The sequence below is a fragment of the Ruegeria sp. AB10 genome (genome assembly GCF_056542745.1).
On the sequence record NZ_JBQGAI010000005.1, the window covers coordinates 37,783 to 52,307 of the forward strand.

The 14,525-nt window shown below is 59.8% G+C and carries 17 protein-coding genes; 6 read left to right on the forward strand and 11 right to left on the reverse strand.

The window, feature by feature from the left end:
* Positions 1-62 precede the first annotated feature (62 nt).
* The 4 genes from ACR0NT_RS11555 to ACR0NT_RS11570 form a co-directional block, all read right to left on the reverse strand.
* Positions 63-2,741 carry a sensor histidine kinase gene (locus tag ACR0NT_RS11555; protein ID WP_170672181.1) on the reverse strand — a complete coding sequence of 893 codons (2,679 nt, stop codon included), beginning with the start codon at positions 2,739-2,741 and terminating at the stop codon, positions 63-65.
* Entirely contained in the window at positions 2,729-3,043 is a 315-nt protein-coding gene (locus ACR0NT_RS11560) for a hypothetical protein (protein ID WP_170445115.1), read from the reverse strand. The genes ACR0NT_RS11555 and ACR0NT_RS11560 overlap by 13 nt, the downstream gene beginning before the upstream one ends.
* The gene (locus tag ACR0NT_RS11565; protein ID WP_170445119.1) at positions 3,040-3,420 is read right to left on the reverse strand and encodes a response regulator; all 381 of its coding nucleotides are present in this window, start codon (positions 3,418-3,420) and stop codon (positions 3,040-3,042) included. The genes ACR0NT_RS11560 and ACR0NT_RS11565 overlap by 4 nt, the downstream gene beginning before the upstream one ends.
* Before the next feature lie 78 nt (positions 3,421-3,498).
* Positions 3,499-4,794, reverse strand: coding sequence for a helix-turn-helix transcriptional regulator (locus ACR0NT_RS11570; protein WP_170445121.1), 1,296 nt, complete (start codon positions 4,792-4,794; stop codon positions 3,499-3,501).
* Positions 4,795-4,999: 205 nt separating this feature from the next.
* Here ACR0NT_RS11570 and ACR0NT_RS11575 point away from each other — a divergent pair, with 205 nt between their 5' ends.
* From ACR0NT_RS11575 to aat, 4 genes are all read left to right on the forward strand, one after another.
* On the forward strand, positions 5,000-5,536 hold the full coding sequence (locus ACR0NT_RS11575) for a LuxR C-terminal-related transcriptional regulator (protein ID WP_170672183.1): 537 nt from the start codon (positions 5,000-5,002) through the stop codon (positions 5,534-5,536).
* A gap of 152 nt (positions 5,537-5,688) precedes the next feature.
* Positions 5,689-6,189, forward strand: a complete 501-nt coding sequence (gene accB / locus ACR0NT_RS11580; protein ID WP_170672185.1) for an acetyl-CoA carboxylase biotin carboxyl carrier protein — start codon at positions 5,689-5,691, stop codon at positions 6,187-6,189.
* Positions 6,190-6,198: 9 nt separating this feature from the next.
* Positions 6,199-7,548 carry an acetyl-CoA carboxylase biotin carboxylase subunit gene (accC, locus tag ACR0NT_RS11585; RefSeq protein WP_170445129.1) on the forward strand — a complete coding sequence of 450 codons (1,350 nt, stop codon included), beginning with the start codon at positions 6,199-6,201 and terminating at the stop codon, positions 7,546-7,548.
* Positions 7,549-7,596: 48 nt separating this feature from the next.
* Entirely contained in the window at positions 7,597-8,229 is a 633-nt protein-coding gene (aat, locus tag ACR0NT_RS11590; protein WP_170672187.1) for a leucyl/phenylalanyl-tRNA--protein transferase, read from the forward strand.
* On the opposite strand, the gene ACR0NT_RS11595 is transcribed toward aat, so the two are convergent.
* The 6 genes from ACR0NT_RS11595 to ACR0NT_RS11620 form a co-directional block, all read right to left on the reverse strand.
* Entirely contained in the window at positions 8,184-8,552 is a 369-nt protein-coding gene (locus ACR0NT_RS11595; RefSeq protein WP_170672189.1) for a DUF2155 domain-containing protein, read from the reverse strand. The two genes, aat and ACR0NT_RS11595, sit on opposite strands and share 46 nt — an antisense overlap.
* Complete coding sequence (mlaD, locus tag ACR0NT_RS11600; protein ID WP_170445138.1) at positions 8,549-9,001, reverse strand: outer membrane lipid asymmetry maintenance protein MlaD; 453 nt, start codon at positions 8,999-9,001, stop codon at positions 8,549-8,551. The genes ACR0NT_RS11595 and mlaD overlap by 4 nt, the downstream gene beginning before the upstream one ends.
* Before the next feature lie 12 nt (positions 9,002-9,013).
* The gene (locus ACR0NT_RS11605; RefSeq protein WP_170445141.1) at positions 9,014-9,397 is read right to left on the reverse strand and encodes an NADH:ubiquinone oxidoreductase subunit NDUFA12; all 384 of its coding nucleotides are present in this window, start codon (positions 9,395-9,397) and stop codon (positions 9,014-9,016) included.
* Positions 9,398-9,476: 79 nt separating this feature from the next.
* Positions 9,477-9,851, reverse strand: a complete 375-nt coding sequence (locus tag ACR0NT_RS11610; RefSeq protein WP_170672191.1) for a Rid family hydrolase — start codon at positions 9,849-9,851, stop codon at positions 9,477-9,479.
* 63 nt (positions 9,852-9,914) lie between these two features.
* Positions 9,915-11,180, reverse strand: a complete 1,266-nt coding sequence (gene clpX, locus ACR0NT_RS11615; protein ID WP_058282413.1) for an ATP-dependent Clp protease ATP-binding subunit ClpX — start codon at positions 11,178-11,180, stop codon at positions 9,915-9,917.
* Between the two features lie 133 nt (positions 11,181-11,313).
* Positions 11,314-11,946, reverse strand: coding sequence for an ATP-dependent Clp protease proteolytic subunit (locus ACR0NT_RS11620; protein WP_170326811.1), 633 nt, complete (start codon positions 11,944-11,946; stop codon positions 11,314-11,316).
* 307 nt (positions 11,947-12,253) lie between these two features.
* Here ACR0NT_RS11620 and ACR0NT_RS11625 point away from each other — a divergent pair, with 307 nt between their 5' ends.
* Both ACR0NT_RS11625 and ACR0NT_RS11630 read left to right on the forward strand, forming a co-directional pair.
* On the forward strand, positions 12,254-12,595 hold the full coding sequence (locus ACR0NT_RS11625; RefSeq protein ID WP_170672193.1) for a metalloregulator ArsR/SmtB family transcription factor: 342 nt from the start codon (positions 12,254-12,256) through the stop codon (positions 12,593-12,595).
* A 133-nt stretch (positions 12,596-12,728) separates the two neighbouring features.
* Positions 12,729-12,866: an entericidin A/B family lipoprotein gene (locus ACR0NT_RS11630; RefSeq protein ID WP_170445788.1), complete on the forward strand. Its 138-nt coding sequence runs from the start codon at positions 12,729-12,731 to the stop codon at positions 12,864-12,866.
* Between the two features lie 1,102 nt (positions 12,867-13,968).
* Here ACR0NT_RS11630 and ACR0NT_RS11635 read toward each other — a convergent pair.
* Entirely contained in the window at positions 13,969-14,415 is a 447-nt protein-coding gene (locus ACR0NT_RS11635; protein ID WP_170672195.1) for a hypothetical protein, read from the reverse strand.
* Positions 14,416-14,525: the final 110 nt, after the last annotated feature.

A 14,525-nucleotide genomic window follows, 5' to 3' on the forward strand; every position in this document is an offset into this window, starting at 1 on the left:
TGATTGCTGTATCCGATATCCGGTCTAACCCGGTTTAGGTTACGAATATCTTTACGCCCGCGTCACTGCGCCGCCTGTTGGTACGCCATTGGCAGCCTGACACGAAACGCTGCCCCGCCCTGCCCGGGCAGATAGGTGATCTCGCCCCCCAGCCGCTGCATGATCTCGCGGCAGATCGCCAGGCCCAGCCCGGCCCCGCCCGCCTTGTCGACGCCCACGCGGGCAAATTTCTCGAACACCATCGAGCGGGCCTCGGGCGGGATACCGCTGCCATTGTCGGCAAAATCAATCACCACCTGCCCGCCGACATCATGGGCCGAGATCGTCAGCACCGGCCCGTCGGCATCACAGTACTTCTGCGCATTGGAAATCAGGTTGATAAAGACCTGCCCCAACCGATCCAGATCGGTGTGTAGCGGAATGCGCTCTGCGGTCTTCGACCGCCGGACTGTGAGAACCCGACTTGATCCGGCCAGAGCGCTGGGCACAGCCCGATCCAGTACCGAGCGAAGCGTATCATCTCCAACATTCAAATGAACCCGTCCGCTTTCCAAAACGCTCAGATCAAGAAGATCGTCCAGCAACCGGGTCAGGCGCAGGGCTTCGTCGTGAATGATCGCGGCATAGCGCGTCTGTTCTTCCCCACTCAGCCCCTCGGTATCGCGCATGATCTCGGAAAACGCGCGGATCGAGGTCATGGGTGTTCGCAACTCGTGACTGACCTGACTGAGGAAGCTGTCCTTCTGTTCCGAGATTTGCGTCAGCTTGGTATTCGCCTCGCGCAATTGCCGTGCGGTTCGGGTCAGTTCGGCGGATTTCACCTCTAGCTGGCTGGAATACTCCAGCAACTGTGCCGATTCGTCGGCCACGGCCAGCAGGTCCTCGACCGACACGGACGAGCCGCCGACGATCTGGCCAATCATCGCGTGGGCTGTGGCAGCGCCCACTGAACCGCTCAGCTCGCGTTCCAGCCGTTCCAGAAAGGCGGGGGTGGGTTCCGGAAGACCGGAGCGTCCGCCCTGCATGTCCACCTCGGCCTGAAAGAACTCCTGTGCGGGGCCTGCCCCCAGTATTCGCTGGGTCATGATCATCAGGTCTTCGCTCTGCGCAACCGAGCCGGACCAACCGCGGGGCGCGACAGAGTGATCGAAGACATTGACGAATTGCGCGCCCTGCAGGCGCTCCAGCGGGCTGGGAAAGCTCAGCAGCGACGCAACGCAGAATGCGATAGTGTTCAGGGACAGGGACCACATCACCGTGTGCACCATCGGGTCCATGCCCTCGATCCCGAACAGGGCCTGCGGGCGCAGCCAACCCAAGCCGAACGGACCGTTTTGCAGCACCGTCTCGGGCATCAACACGCCGTCCATCCCCGGCAGCAGCAAGGTGTAGACCCACAGCAGAAACCCTACCGTCAACCCCACCAAGGCGCCGATCCGCGTTGCCCCGCGCCAGAACAGGCCACCGACCAGAGCGGGCAGAATCTGGGAAACCCCGGCAAAGGCAATCAACCCGATCGAGGCCAGAGCCGCACCGCCGCCGGACAGGCGATAATAATAGTAGCCCAGCGCCATAATCACCGCGATCGACACCCGCCGTGCCAACAGCACGACGTTCCTGACATCGCCGGATACGGAGCCGGACCCTTCCTGCGTGCTCAGCCAGATCGGCATGACCACGTGGTTCGACACCATCGTCGACAGCGCCATGGCCGTCACGATGACCATGGACGTGGCCGAAGAAAACCCACCGATAAAGGACAGCATCGCCAGCCAGTCATTGCCCTGCGACAGCGGCACAGTCAAAACGAACAGGTCGGGGTTCGATCCTTCGGGCAACAGGTCCAGACCGACAACGGCAATGGGCACAACAAAAAGGCTCATCAGCAGCAGGTACAGTGGGAAAGCCCACGCCGCGGTTCTCAGATGACCTTCGTCGGCGTTTTCAACGACCATGACCTGAAACATGCGCGGCAGGCATATGAAGGCTGCCGCAGACAAAAAGATGAAAGTGGTCCAGCGCCCGGCATCCACGTTCCATTGGCCGATCTCGGATGCGTCGATCTGGTCCATCATGGGACCGACACCCCCTGCGATGCCCCAAACCACAAACGCGCCCACGGCCAGCAAGGCGAACAGCTTCACCACCGATTCCAGCGCAATGGCGGTCACAACACCGTGGTGGCGTTCGTTGACGTCCAGATTGCGGGTGCCGAAGAGGATGGCAAAGACCGCCAGACCGGCGGCCACCCAGAACACGCTGGAACCTTCGCGATAAAGACCCGTGGGGTCAGCCTCGGCAAAGATCGAAAACGAAAGGGTGATAGATTGCAGTTGCAGCGCGATATAGGGAGTGCCACCCAGCACCGCCAGAATGGTCACACAGATCGCCAGCGTGTTGGACTTGCCGTAGCGCGAGGAGATCAGGTCGGCGATCGAGGTCACCCGCTGGCTACGCCCGACCCGCACCAGCTTTCGCAGGCCCCACCACCAGCTGATCATGACCAGCGTCGGGCCCAGATAGATCGTTACGAACTCCAGCCCCGACCGCGCGGCATTGCCGACGGCCCCGTAAAACGTCCAGGCTGTGCAGTAGATCGACAGCGACAGCGTATAGATCAGCGGCGACCGCAACCACGCCCCCCGCCCGGCGGCAGCCAGTCTGTCGGCGGCAAAAGCGACACCGAACAGCAGCACCACATAGCCCAGACATACCAGGATCAGAACGTTCAGCGTTGCCATCGGTCCGTCTCGGGTTCGGATTCGTCATGGGTTCCCATGCGCCTGGCGGCAAATCCAAACACCAGGCTGGCCACGATCATGGCGCCCCAGCAAGTGAAGATATAAAAGATCGCCGAGGACAGAGACACACCCTCCTGCGTGTTCTGGCCATCGGGCCATAACAATGGGATGGCCACCAGGGCCGCCCCCAGAAAGGGCAACAGCCGTGCGGCATCCGACAACCTGCGACGGCGATAGCTCTGCCGTTCGAGAAACAGCGAAGGCCGGATGCCCGAAGGCTGACGGTCTTCGTCCGAACTCATGACTGGGTCGCCTGCGCGTACAGGTCCCGTACTGCAGTCAGCATCTCGGTATTGGAAAAAGGTTTGGTCATGAAGCGACTGACACCCGCGTTTTCGGCCATTTCCCGATCCCGAGACTGCCCCCGCGCGGTCAGCATCAGAACCGGCAGGCTCTGCATACCGTCCACTTCGCGCAGGTCTCGTAAAATCTCCATCCCGCTTTTGCCCGGCAGCATCACGTCCAGGATCACAAGATCCGGGCTTGCGCCCTGGATGACCTGCAATGCGTCGCTGCCTTCGGCGTGCGTCTCGACCAGCCAACCCTCACGTGTCAGCAGAAACCGAATGGCCTCGGCGATGTTCGGCTCATCCTCAATTAGCAGAACCTTGCGGCTCATGATTATCTGTCCTCCCCGTGACGGGACATAAACTTTTCGACCCATCTCAGCCAGCTTACGCGTTCTGTCAGGAAACTGTCAAAAACGTTCGCTCAGGATTGACGGTTCGCGGCGCGACACACAATCGCTGCTGGGGCAGACCCGACAGCTGGGACCAACCCGAGCAACTGCTTGTTCACCCTGCGCAACGTCCTCGACCGACCGCACCAGCATCACCGAGCGATAGACCGGCCCGTCATCAAAACCGGATATGTGCTGTGGCCACGCATAGGCATAGCAATCGAATACCGCCGCCGTCCGCCCAAGCTGTACGATACGTTTGCGGATCGGCACCAACGGCCGGTTCAGCGCCTGAAACAGAGGCCACAGAGGGCAGGCCTCGCCAAAGCGCGGCATGGCAAAACCGGGCACAGATTTGCTGAAAAGGATACTGCCAGAGGCATCGCACACCACCAGCCCAGTCGGTCGCCCCAGATACCCGCCCGGCAAAGCCGCCAGCCTCCTCAGCACCGTCGCGACATTCACTGAAAAGCGCGCCGCCAGTTGCAACGGGTCCAGCGGGGCTTGGTCCAGGGCGGTCTGCAACTGGTCCAGCGGCATGGCGCGGGCATCCGCAGCATAGACTTTAAGGAAATCCATGGCCACGGTTTTTGCAGCCGTCGACTCTAGAGCACTCAGGTCAATGTCCGCGTCGCGCCCACCCTCTTCGACCTCTGGGAAATGGTGCCCACGGGCTTCGAAAAACGCTTCGACATCTTCCATCGGCACGCCGCGATGATCGCCGTCAGAATCGCTTTCATCCAGATAAGCGACCAGCGATTTGGAGCTTTCGGCCAAACGCTCGGCATCCTGGTGCAGGTTGCTGTGAAAGCGGTCCTGCCATTCGGGTTCAATGTCCTGCGTATCCGCCAGAATCGCGGCGGTTGACCGAATCGCAGCCGCTGTCGACAGAACCTCGTGCATTGAGGCCGCTAGGTGCGGGTCGTGGGTCAGACGGTCCGACAGGGTTTCAACGGTCCGCTCCAGCGACACGACCCGGCGGTGCATCTGCGCCAGCACACCAGCCCATCCGGGAAACCGCCCGGCGAACTCTTCGAGCCCGTCCAGTTCTGCCTGCTGGCCAACGGCATCGGCGGCAGCCTCGCGCAGCGCCGCGATCAGCGTGGCCTCAATCCCCTGCGTCAGCACCGACGGCTCTACCGCCAGCGCCCCGGCGATATCAACCAGCAGCTTTCCACCAATCCGGCGGCGGTTATGCTCGATAAGGTTTAGATAAGATGCTGAAATCCCGACCTGACGCGCAAGTTCTGCCTGCCGCAGCCCCGCGATCTGACGCCTTTCCCGGATACGGCTGCCCGTCAGCGTATCGCGCATGTTCCCACCCTTCCCAAAGCGAAACCAGCCAAATTTCACCCCGATCGATTTTCAGAACTCTTGATGTATTTCTAGTGGTTAAGGCAGAGTTTTCATAGACCATTTACAAGCTTGACAAAACACACCTGCCCGACGCGGGCAAGGACAGCGCAGAATCTGCGCAGGCCCCCTTCTATTTCCACTGAAATCCCTGCACGATAGCCGCATGAGCGACCCCGCCTTTGAATATGCACCAATCGGGCTTGTCGAATTGGAGAACCGGATCATCCGGCGCTGCAATTTGCAGTTTGCCCGTACCTTTGGCGGCGAGGCCATGGATTACCGCAATATGCCCCTGTTGCACCTGTATCCCTCTGTGGCCGACTGGGAACGTATCGGCGCGCGCAGCCTGCAGGTGATGCGCGACACCGGGTATTACACCGATGAACGCGTCATGCGGCGGCGCAACAGCGATCTGTTCTGGTGCCGCGCACGCGGGCGATCACTGACCCCGGATGACCCGTTCCGCCACGGTATCTGGAGTTTTTCCGACATTTCGGAAGAACGCCCCCTGGTCGAGTTGACAGCACGTGAACGTGAGGTGGCGATCCTGTCCTGCCGCGGCCTGTCCGCCAAGGAAATCGGCGCGGAACTGGACCTCAGCTATCGCACGATCGAGGCCTACCGCGCCCGCCTTTTGGAGAAATTCGGAGCCCGCAAACTGCCCGAACTGGTGGCGAAACTTTCGGGAATGCCGCTTTAGGCCCTTTCGCCCCCTGAAATCTTCTTTAAAACCCTTACATCACACGCTCAGACTGCGCTTTTCATGACCGGGCGCATGGCTTATAACGCTGCGTAATCAGACCAAAGCCCGCATGGAACAGACGGGCCAAAGGGGAACCGTCGAGGACACTCATGACAGACACCAAACACGAAGCGGATGTGGCATTCATCAAGGCACTGGCCGAATTGCTGCGCGAAAACGACCTGACCGAGCTGCAGGTCAAACGCGAATATGGCGAGGAAGACAGCCTGAACGTGCGCGTCAGCCGCATGACCCAGGTCGCTGCCGCTCCGGTTCAGGTCGCGGTTCCGGCCGCAGCGCCTGCAGCAGCGCCGGCGGCCGCTCCGGCCCCTGCCGCAGCCGAGGCGCCCGCCGCACAGGAAGATCCGGCCAGCCATCCCGGCGCCGTGACCTCGCCCATGGTCGGCACCGTTTACATGCAGGCCGAGCCAGGCGCGCCCGCGTTCATCTCGGTTGGTGCATCGGTGTCCGAAGGCGACACGCTGCTGATCGTCGAAGCGATGAAAACCATGAACCACATCCACGCGCCCAAGTCGGGTACCATCAAGCGTATCCTTGTGGGCGACGGCGACGCGGTGGAATTCGGCACCCCTCTGGTCATCGTTGAGTAAGGCGGGCCCATGTTCGACAAAATCCTGATTGCCAACCGAGGCGAGATCGCCCTGCGTGTGATCCGCGCCGCGCGCGAGATGGGGATTAAGACGGTCGCCGTGCATTCGACCGCCGACAGCGACGCGATGCATGTGCGCATGGCGGACGAATCGGTGTGCATCGGCCCCCCGCCCAGTCCGCAAAGCTATCTCTCGGTGCCTGCCATCATCTCGGCCTGTGAGATCACCGGCGCACAGGCGATCCATCCCGGCTATGGCTTCCTGTCCGAGAATGCCGAGTTCGTGCAGATCGTCGAAGATCACGGCATCACCTTCATCGGCCCCACCGCCGAGCATATCCGCGTGATGGGCGACAAAATCACCGCCAAGGATACGATGAAAGCGCTGGGTGTTCCCTGTGTACCCGGTTCAGACGGCGGCGTCCCCACACTGGCCGACGCCAAGCGTATCGGTGAGGAATTCGGCTATCCCGTCATCATCAAGGCCACCGCCGGTGGCGGCGGTCGCGGTATGAAAGTCGCCAACAGCGCCGCCGAGATGGAAAGCGCCTTCATGACCGCGCGCGCCGAGGGCAAAGCCGCCTTTGGCAATGACGAGGTCTATATCGAGAAATACCTGACCACGCCGCGCCATATCGAGATTCAGGTCTTTGGCGATGGCAAGGGCAAGGCGGTGCATCTGGGCGAGCGCGACTGTTCCCTGCAGCGCCGTCACCAGAAGGTCTTCGAAGAGGCTCCCGGCCCCGCGATCAGCCCGGAAGAACGCGCCAAGATCGGTAAGATCTGCGCCGACGCCGTGGCCAAGATCAACTATATCGGTGCGGGCACCATCGAATTCCTGTATGAGAATGGCGAGTTCTATTTCATCGAAATGAACACCCGTCTGCAGGTGGAACACCCGGTGACCGAGGGCATCTTTGGCGTCGATCTGGTGCGCGAACAGATCCTTGTCGCCGCTGGTGAGGACATGTCGTTCGGTCAGGATGATCTGGAAATCAACGGCCACGCCATCGAGGTTCGGATCAACGCCGAAAAGCTGCCCAACTTCTCGCCCTGCCCGGGCAAAATCTCAGCCTATCATGCGCCGGGTGGTCTGGGTGTGCGGATGGATTCGGCGCTGTATGACGGGTACTCGATCCCGCCCTATTACGACTCGCTGATCGCCAAGCTGATCGTGCAGGGCCGCGACCGGGCCGAAGCGCTGGCGCGTCTGGAACGGGCCTTGGGTGAGTTGATCGTGGATGGCATCGATACCACCGTACCACTGTTCCACGCCTTGTTGCAGGAGCCTGACATTCACAGCGGCAACTACAACATCCACTGGCTGGAGCGTTGGCTTGCGGAGCATATGGCCGACTAAGACAACGAGGTCGAAGGGCACCAGCCCTTCGGCCTTCGGGCATTTCCAATGAGCCTTTCCCCGGAACTCCTACTCCACAGCTACTCCATCGGCATTTTTCCGATGGCCGAACACCGTGACGCGCCCGAGCTGTTCTGGGTTGACCCCAAATTCCGCGGTGTTTTTCCCCTGGATGGTTTTCACGTCTCGCGTAGCCTTGCACGGCGCATCCGCAAATGCGGCTTCACGGTAACGATCAATCAGGATTTCGTCGGTGTCGTCGACGGCTGCGCAGATCGCGCGGACACATGGATCAACGCCGAGCTGCGGGATCTCTACCAGCAGATCCACCGCTTGGGCCACGCGCATTCATTGGAGGTATGGGACGCGGACCATCTGGTCGGGGGTGTCTACGGTGTCGCATTGGGGGCGGCGTTTTTCGGAGAAAGCATGTTCTCGCGCCGGACGGACGCGTCGAAAATCGCTCTGGCCTATCTGGTGGACCGCCTGCGGCAAACCGGGTTTCAGCTGTTCGACACGCAGTTTCTGACTGCGCATCTGGCATCGCTGGGCGCGATCGAAATTCCCCGAACGCAATACCGGCAAGAGTTGGAAGAGGCGATCAACGCCAGCGCGGATTTCACCGCGCCGCTGGCTCAGTCACCCGAAGCGGTCATACAGCGGATCACCCAGACGTCGTAACGCGCATGATCCAGCGCGTTCAGCGCCGGTGAGGTGGCAATCATCCAGCCGTCAAACAATTCATCCGACTTGCCTTTTTCCCAGATCGTCAAATAGGCAAAGGCATCACCGGTCGGGTTCTCGGCCGGATAGCGGCAATCCCCAAGTGCAATGTCCAGACCAAAAACCGCTGTGGTCTCACCGTTTTGCATTTCCACGTCGACGGTATGACCGCTGACCTTGTCGAGCCCCCGCAGGATCGCCCCGGGGCCTGACTGCGCCTTTTGCTGTGCCATTGCACCCGAGGCGGCCAATAGCGCTGCGATCAGGGCAAAACGCCTCATTCGCCGCCGTCTCCGGCCACGAATTTGACCAGCAGCGAGATCAGGCTGACCGCGCCCTGCGTGTCTTCGACCTGATCGCCGGGCTCAAAAAAGAAGGGCGAGCCACCCGGCATCACCTCAACGAAATTGCCACCCAGCAATCCTTCGGAGGAAATCACGATGGCGCTGTCATCCGGCACCAGAATGCCGTCCGCAATCGAAAATGTGGTGTCCGCGCGATAGGTATCCGGGTTCAGGGTCACGCCCGTCACAGTGCCGATCTTGACCCCGGCCAGACGCACATCCGTGCCAACGCCCACACCTTCGAGCGAGCGGAAAGAAGCCTCAAGCTGATATCCAGCACCGCCCTGCGACAGGCCGGTGGACTGACTGGCATAAACGCCAAAAGCAACGGCGCAGGCCAGAACGGCCCCACCGACAAGAACTTCGGTAACGTTATAGGTCGACATCGCTCGCCTCGTTTATTCCGGGCTCCAGGCCTCGTAATCCGTGCGCTCGACCGGGTCGACGCGGCGCAGAGACCCTGCAGGGGTATAGGCCAGAGCCGTCCCCGTCAGGTTTTCCTGATGCGGTTTTTCCCAGGACTTGTGCTGCAACGGCTTATCGGTCGGCGGCTCATCCCAGGTGCGGTGCAGCCAGCCGTGCCAGTCGGGGTCAATCCGGCTGGCCTCGGCCTCACCGTTGAAAATCACCCAGCGTTTGCTGTCGTCGGCATTGCGGTAGAAGACATTGCCTTCGTTGTCTTCGCCGACTTTCTCACCTTTCCGCGCAGTATAGATCTGCGTGTTCAAGGTGGCTCCGTTCCACCAGGTTACGGCCCGCAATAGACTGTTCAGGATACCCATCGGCTGCCTCCGACATTTCTGTTCCCGCAGATATGGACCAAAGGCTCGCCAAGGTCCAGAGCCACTAGGGCCGCACCTGCTATTCCGGCAAAACTGCGGTCACTTCGATTTCGATGCGGTCTTCAGGGGTTATCAGATTGCATTCGGTCACTGTCGCCGCCGGAGGATTGGCACCGAATGCTTCGACCAACAGAGGCCAACATAGTTCAAATTCGCTCATGTCGGGCAGGTAATAGTTCACACGGACCACATGCGCGAAATCCGTCCCAGCCTCAGCCAGCGCTTTTTCAATGGCATCAAGAGCGGATTTGCACTGACCGACAGTATCTTTGGGAATGTTGTCACCTTGCGCGCAGGTTCCGGCAACAAAGACAAATCCATTCGCAACCACGGCGCGGCAATATCCGACTTTGGCCTCGTATTCTCCGCCCGAGGAAATACGTCTGATCGTCATGATGACCCCCACAAGAAAACGGCGCGGTCAGTGCCGCGCCGTGATTGTTAAATCCGTTAGAACTTAACCGGCCGAGGCCGATTCCGCCGCATCCGCGTAGATGATCAACGGCTGTTTGTCGGACGATACCGCCTCTTCGTTGACCACAACCTCGGTCACGTTCTTCATGCCGGGCAGTTCGAACATCGTGTCCAGCAGAATATCTTCGAGGATCGACCGCAGACCACGTGCGCCGGTTTTCCGTTCGATGGCCTTCTTGGCAATCGACTTCAGCGCGTCGTCGGTAAAGGCCAGTTCGGCGTCTTCCAGTTCGAACAGGCGCTGGTATTGCTTGACCAGAGCGTTCTTGGGCTTGGTCAGGATGGTGACCAGAGCATCCTCATCCAGGTCCTCCAGCGTAGCCAGAACCGGCAGACGGCCAACAAATTCCGGGATCAGACCGAATTTCAGCAGGTCTTCGGGCTCCAAATCCTTGAAAATCTCGCCCACGCCGCGTTCGTCATTGTCACGCACATCGGCGCCAAAGCCCATGGCCGAACCTTTGCCGCGCTGCGCGATGATCTTGTCCAAACCGGCAAACGCGCCACCGCAGATGAACAGGATGTTCGTGGTGTCGACTTGCAGGAATTCCTGCTGCGGATGCTTGCGCCCACCCTGCGGAGGAACGCTGGCAACAGTACCTTCCATCAGCTTCAACAGCGCCTGCTGCACGCCCTCACCCGACACGTCCCGCGTGATCGAGGGGTTTTCGGACTTGCGCGTGATCTTGTCGACCTCATCGATATAAACGATGCCGCGCTGCGCGCGTTCGACGTTGTATTCGCTGGCCTGCAGCAGCTTGAGAATGATGTTCTCGACATCTTCGCCCACATAACCGGCCTCGGTCAGCGTGGTTGCATCGGCCATGGTGAACGGCACGTCCAGAATCCGCGCCAGCGTCTGTGCCAGCAGCGTCTTGCCGCAGCCGGTCGGGCCGATCAGCAGGATGTTGGATTTCGCCAGCTCAATATCGCTGCCCGCTTTCTGGGCATGATTCAGGCGTTTGTAGTGATTGTGCACGGCCACCGACAAAACCCGCTTGGCCGTGGCCTGACCGATCACGTAATCGTCCAGAACCTCGCAAATATCCTTGGGCGTCGGCACACCGTCCGAGGATTTCAGCCCGCTGGCCTTGGTTTCCTCGCGGATGATGTCCATGCACAGTTCGACGCATTCATCGCAGATAAACACGGTCGGGCCGGCAATCAGCTTGCGTACCTCATGCTGGCTCTTGCCGCAGAAGCTACAGTAGAGCGTGTTCTTGCCGTCACCGCCTGAATTCGTCGCCATGTTCTACCTTTCGGGCTTCGTCCCTGCGGCCCGTCCTGAACCGCGCTTGCCGCCTGTTGGTGCAGCTTAGGACAGCACCGAGACAGCTACAATCTCAAAATGCGCCCCGCGCAATGCGCGCGGGGGCTCAACGTCAGGCCTCGTCGCCGTCCAATTTGGCGCGGTTTTCGACGATTTCGTCGATGTGGCCCCAATCCTTCGCCTCTTCCGGGCTCATGAAATTGTCACGATCCAGCGCTTTTTCAACCGCCTTTTTGGTCTGGCCGGTATGACGCACGTAGATGTCATACAGGCGATCTTTCAGTTTCTGCGTCTCGGCGGCGTGAATCATGATGTCGCTGGCCTGGCCCTGGTAACCGCCGCTGGGCTGGTGCACCATGATACGGCTGTTGGGCAGCGAGAACCGCATTCCCTTCTCGCCACCGGCCAGCAGAACCGACCCCATCGAGGCCGCCTGACCAATCACCAATGTCGAACATTTCGGCTTGATATACTGCATTGTGTCGTAAATCGACAAACCGCTGGTCACAACACCGCCAGGCGAATTGATATAGATCGAAATCTCTTTGCTGGGGTTTTCCGCCTCGAGATGCAGCAGCTGGGCGACGACCAGATGGCTCATCCCGTCATGGATCGGGCCGTTGATGAAGATGATCCGCTCTTTCAGAAGGCGCGAGAAAATATCATAGGCGCGTTCGCCACGGCTGGTCTGTTCGACCACCATCGGGACGAGCGTATTCATATAGGTATCAACTGGATCGAACATTCTGAACCTGCCTGCTTTGCTATGGATCGGGACATTACCCGAAGAAACGTTACCCGAGTCTTAGTGTTGCCACCGGGGGGCTGCAAGGGGGACCGGAGACTTCGTGCCTCGCGGCCGTGATTTGAATGCTGTACCCGCTCTTATGAAATCAGCGCGAACAGCGCTCAACACATATTTCCGACCTCACATCACATCATTTTGATTCATGCATATGGAAATACATGCGCAAAATATGTACGCAAGAACCTCGCGTCAGCGAACCCGCACTCAGCGTCCACCAAGTTTGCGCGTAAACAAGGAAAACACGATGGCCCTTCCACAGCTTTCCCAAGATATGTCCCCCGAGTCGTTCGACAAGATGGTTGAAAACGCAACGCGTGCGTCGAATTTTCTGAAAGCCATCAGCCACGAAGGCCGCCTGATGATCCTGTGCCATCTGGTGTCGGGCGAAAAATCCGTAACCGAGCTGGAAGAGCTGCTGTCCGCCCGTCAGGCGGCGGTGTCCCAGCAGTTGTCGCGTTTGCGCCTCGAAGGTTTGGTGACGCCCCGCCGCGAGGGCAAAGCGATCTTTTACCGCCTGGCCGATGACCGCCCGCGCCGCATGATCGAACTGGTTTACGACATGTTCTGCGGCGAGGAAAAAGGCTGATTGTACAGCTCTGCCGCGTGTCGGTCGGCGTGGTTGCCCCACCGATCCTCAGAGACTGAATCGGCTTCAAAGCACTGGTTCCATTCAGGGAAAGCTGTTACGCAACACAGGACTGACACGAATGGAGACACTGATGATCCGTGCAATTCTGATTGGGCTTGCCCTTTTCACCCTCACCGCCTGCGAAACTGCAAAAGGTGCTGGCAAAGACATCGAGAAAGCGGGGGACGCGATTCAGAACGCGGCCACGGACGTTCAGCAGAACCTTTAATACACCATATATCGACTTTCCGCGACCAACGCCCCCGACATATTGCTGAAAACCCAGCCAACCTGGCGTAGGGTACAGGTGCATGGACGTGGTATTGCCTTTCTGACAGGGCGACGGGGTTCTTGTGAACGCACAAGAACCCCGTAGTTTTTTGGCAAGGGTAAAGTGGCAGCCTGTTTCACGCCGAGATAAGGCGAAAGGAAAAGGCGTCAGGTGCGCAGACGCGGTCTATGCACGTATCCTCTCGGACACTCCTGACGCCTTGCCGGGTCGACACGTCCGGGGGACGTCCCGAGCCAGTTGCCCTGACCCTGACAAGGGCCACGGCTGCTATGCCGCGCCAAAAGGCGCCTCACAGCACGCGTCGGCCTTCTGAGAGGCTGGCCATCTGATCCGGATGCAATATCCCGATCACAAGACCACCCACCGGTAAGTCTCTGCGCAACAAGTCAGATCCTAGAACCCGCCCTCACCGCGCCGACCCCCTGGCCTTTGCGTCCCACCCAGGTTCCCAAGAACCGATGTGGTTGGGTGATGGTTGCACCGGCGCCGGAATCCGACAAGAAATTAGCACTGCAGCATGAAAATTAGACGGGGATAACGTGTTGATATCCTCTGGGAGAACTTTGGGGATAAGTCCGGAAGTCGAGCGGCCCTGCCAGTTTGACGCAGGAAAACTCTGAATCACGTCAAAACGCCCATTCAGGCCGCTTTTCTGCAACTGCGAAGGGGGTAAGCAGGCTTCTATGCGCGAAATCAGAACGCCCTGCTCCTGAATTTTTGATTTTGCGATTCGTCTCCCGGCTCCTGAGGGGCGAGAGTCATGGAAACGGAACCAAGGTCGGACGCACCCGCCCCATCTGCGACGCCGCGCTGAAGGTTCACGAGGTCCGGACCGCCCGTGCCGGGCTACGCCGTATTCCGGCATGTGCCGATCCAAACCCTGTCGCAGGTGATGCAATGGTCGTCCGACCCGTCTCCATTCGTCGGAGACAATGGTTCCGTTTCCTGAGAAGCGCTCTGGCCAGACCGGGATTACCAATTCCACGCTGCACCGAACAGCAGCCAGTACCCCCTACAGACCGATCGGGCCAGAGACGCTTCAGTTCACCTGACGTTCCAGAACGGTGCTGTAGGTCGTTCCGTTACGCAGGCTACGGAAATCCGCAAAGATCTTTCCGTCTTCGTACCGGGCATCGATCAACGCATTCGCGCCGATGACCAGCGGTGAGGTTTCGACGATCCCGATACTGCCGGTCCCGTCGAGGCTGATGGTGCCGGTGGCCTCGTTCTCATTCCATTCGGTGTCGCCATCGCGCCGCCACTTGCTGGGACCCCAGAAGACGTTTTCTTCCTGAATCTGGATGTCCAGCATCCACTCGGCCTGATTGAACCGGGGTTCATCGCCGCGATAGGTATGGGATGGCGAGACGGTCGTATACGACCCCAGCCATGTGCCGCGCAGGTCCGGCGCGTCGGCCAGAGCGGCGGTTCCAAGGGTGAGGGTCGCGGCCAGAGCGGCTGCTCCGGCAGTCATGTATCTGGTCATTGGCTCTCTCCTCCAAACAGTGGCCGTCCTTGGCCTGCTGAACAGATTGGAAGCGAGAAAGACGGTTACAACTTACCTGAGGGAAACTTCATCTGTGATTCATTGAACCC

Bases quoted from the DNA above. Each gene is read 5' to 3' on its own strand.
- ACR0NT_RS11605 (WP_170445141.1), bottom strand. From the start codon at position 9,397: ATGGGTATCCTGAACAGTCTATTGCGGGCCGTAACCTGGTGGAACGGA.
- mlaD (WP_170445138.1), bottom strand. From the start codon at position 9,001: ATGTCGACCTATAACGTTACCGAAGTTCTTGTCGGTGGGGCCGTTCTG.
- ACR0NT_RS11620 (WP_170326811.1), bottom strand. From the start codon at position 11,946: ATGTTCGATCCAGTTGATACCTATATGAATACGCTCGTCCCGATGGTG.
- ACR0NT_RS11610 (WP_170672191.1), bottom strand. From the start codon at position 9,851: ATGACGATCAGACGTATTTCCTCGGGCGGAGAATACGAGGCCAAAGTC.
- accB (WP_170672185.1), top strand. From the start codon at position 5,689: ATGACAGACACCAAACACGAAGCGGATGTGGCATTCATCAAGGCACTG.
- ACR0NT_RS11595 (WP_170672189.1), bottom strand. From the start codon at position 8,552: ATGAGGCGTTTTGCCCTGATCGCAGCGCTATTGGCCGCCTCGGGTGCA.
- ACR0NT_RS11575 (WP_170672183.1), top strand. From the start codon at position 5,000: ATGAGCGACCCCGCCTTTGAATATGCACCAATCGGGCTTGTCGAATTG.
- ACR0NT_RS11560 (WP_170445115.1), bottom strand. From the start codon at position 3,043: ATGAGTTCGGACGAAGACCGTCAGCCTTCGGGCATCCGGCCTTCGCTG.
- clpX (WP_058282413.1), bottom strand. From the start codon at position 11,180: ATGGCGACGAATTCAGGCGGTGACGGCAAGAACACGCTCTACTGTAGC.
- ACR0NT_RS11570 (WP_170445121.1), bottom strand. From the start codon at position 4,794: ATGCGCGATACGCTGACGGGCAGCCGTATCCGGGAAAGGCGTCAGATC.
- aat (WP_170672187.1), top strand. From the start codon at position 7,597: ATGAGCCTTTCCCCGGAACTCCTACTCCACAGCTACTCCATCGGCATT.
- ACR0NT_RS11565 (WP_170445119.1), bottom strand. From the start codon at position 3,420: ATGAGCCGCAAGGTTCTGCTAATTGAGGATGAGCCGAACATCGCCGAG.
- ACR0NT_RS11630 (WP_170445788.1), top strand. From the start codon at position 12,729: ATGATCCGTGCAATTCTGATTGGGCTTGCCCTTTTCACCCTCACCGCC.
- accC (WP_170445129.1), top strand. From the start codon at position 6,199: ATGTTCGACAAAATCCTGATTGCCAACCGAGGCGAGATCGCCCTGCGT.
- ACR0NT_RS11625 (WP_170672193.1), top strand. From the start codon at position 12,254: ATGGCCCTTCCACAGCTTTCCCAAGATATGTCCCCCGAGTCGTTCGAC.
- ACR0NT_RS11555 (WP_170672181.1), bottom strand. From the start codon at position 2,741: ATGGCAACGCTGAACGTTCTGATCCTGGTATGTCTGGGCTATGTGGTG.
- ACR0NT_RS11635 (WP_170672195.1), bottom strand. From the start codon at position 14,415: ATGACCAGATACATGACTGCCGGAGCAGCCGCTCTGGCCGCGACCCTC.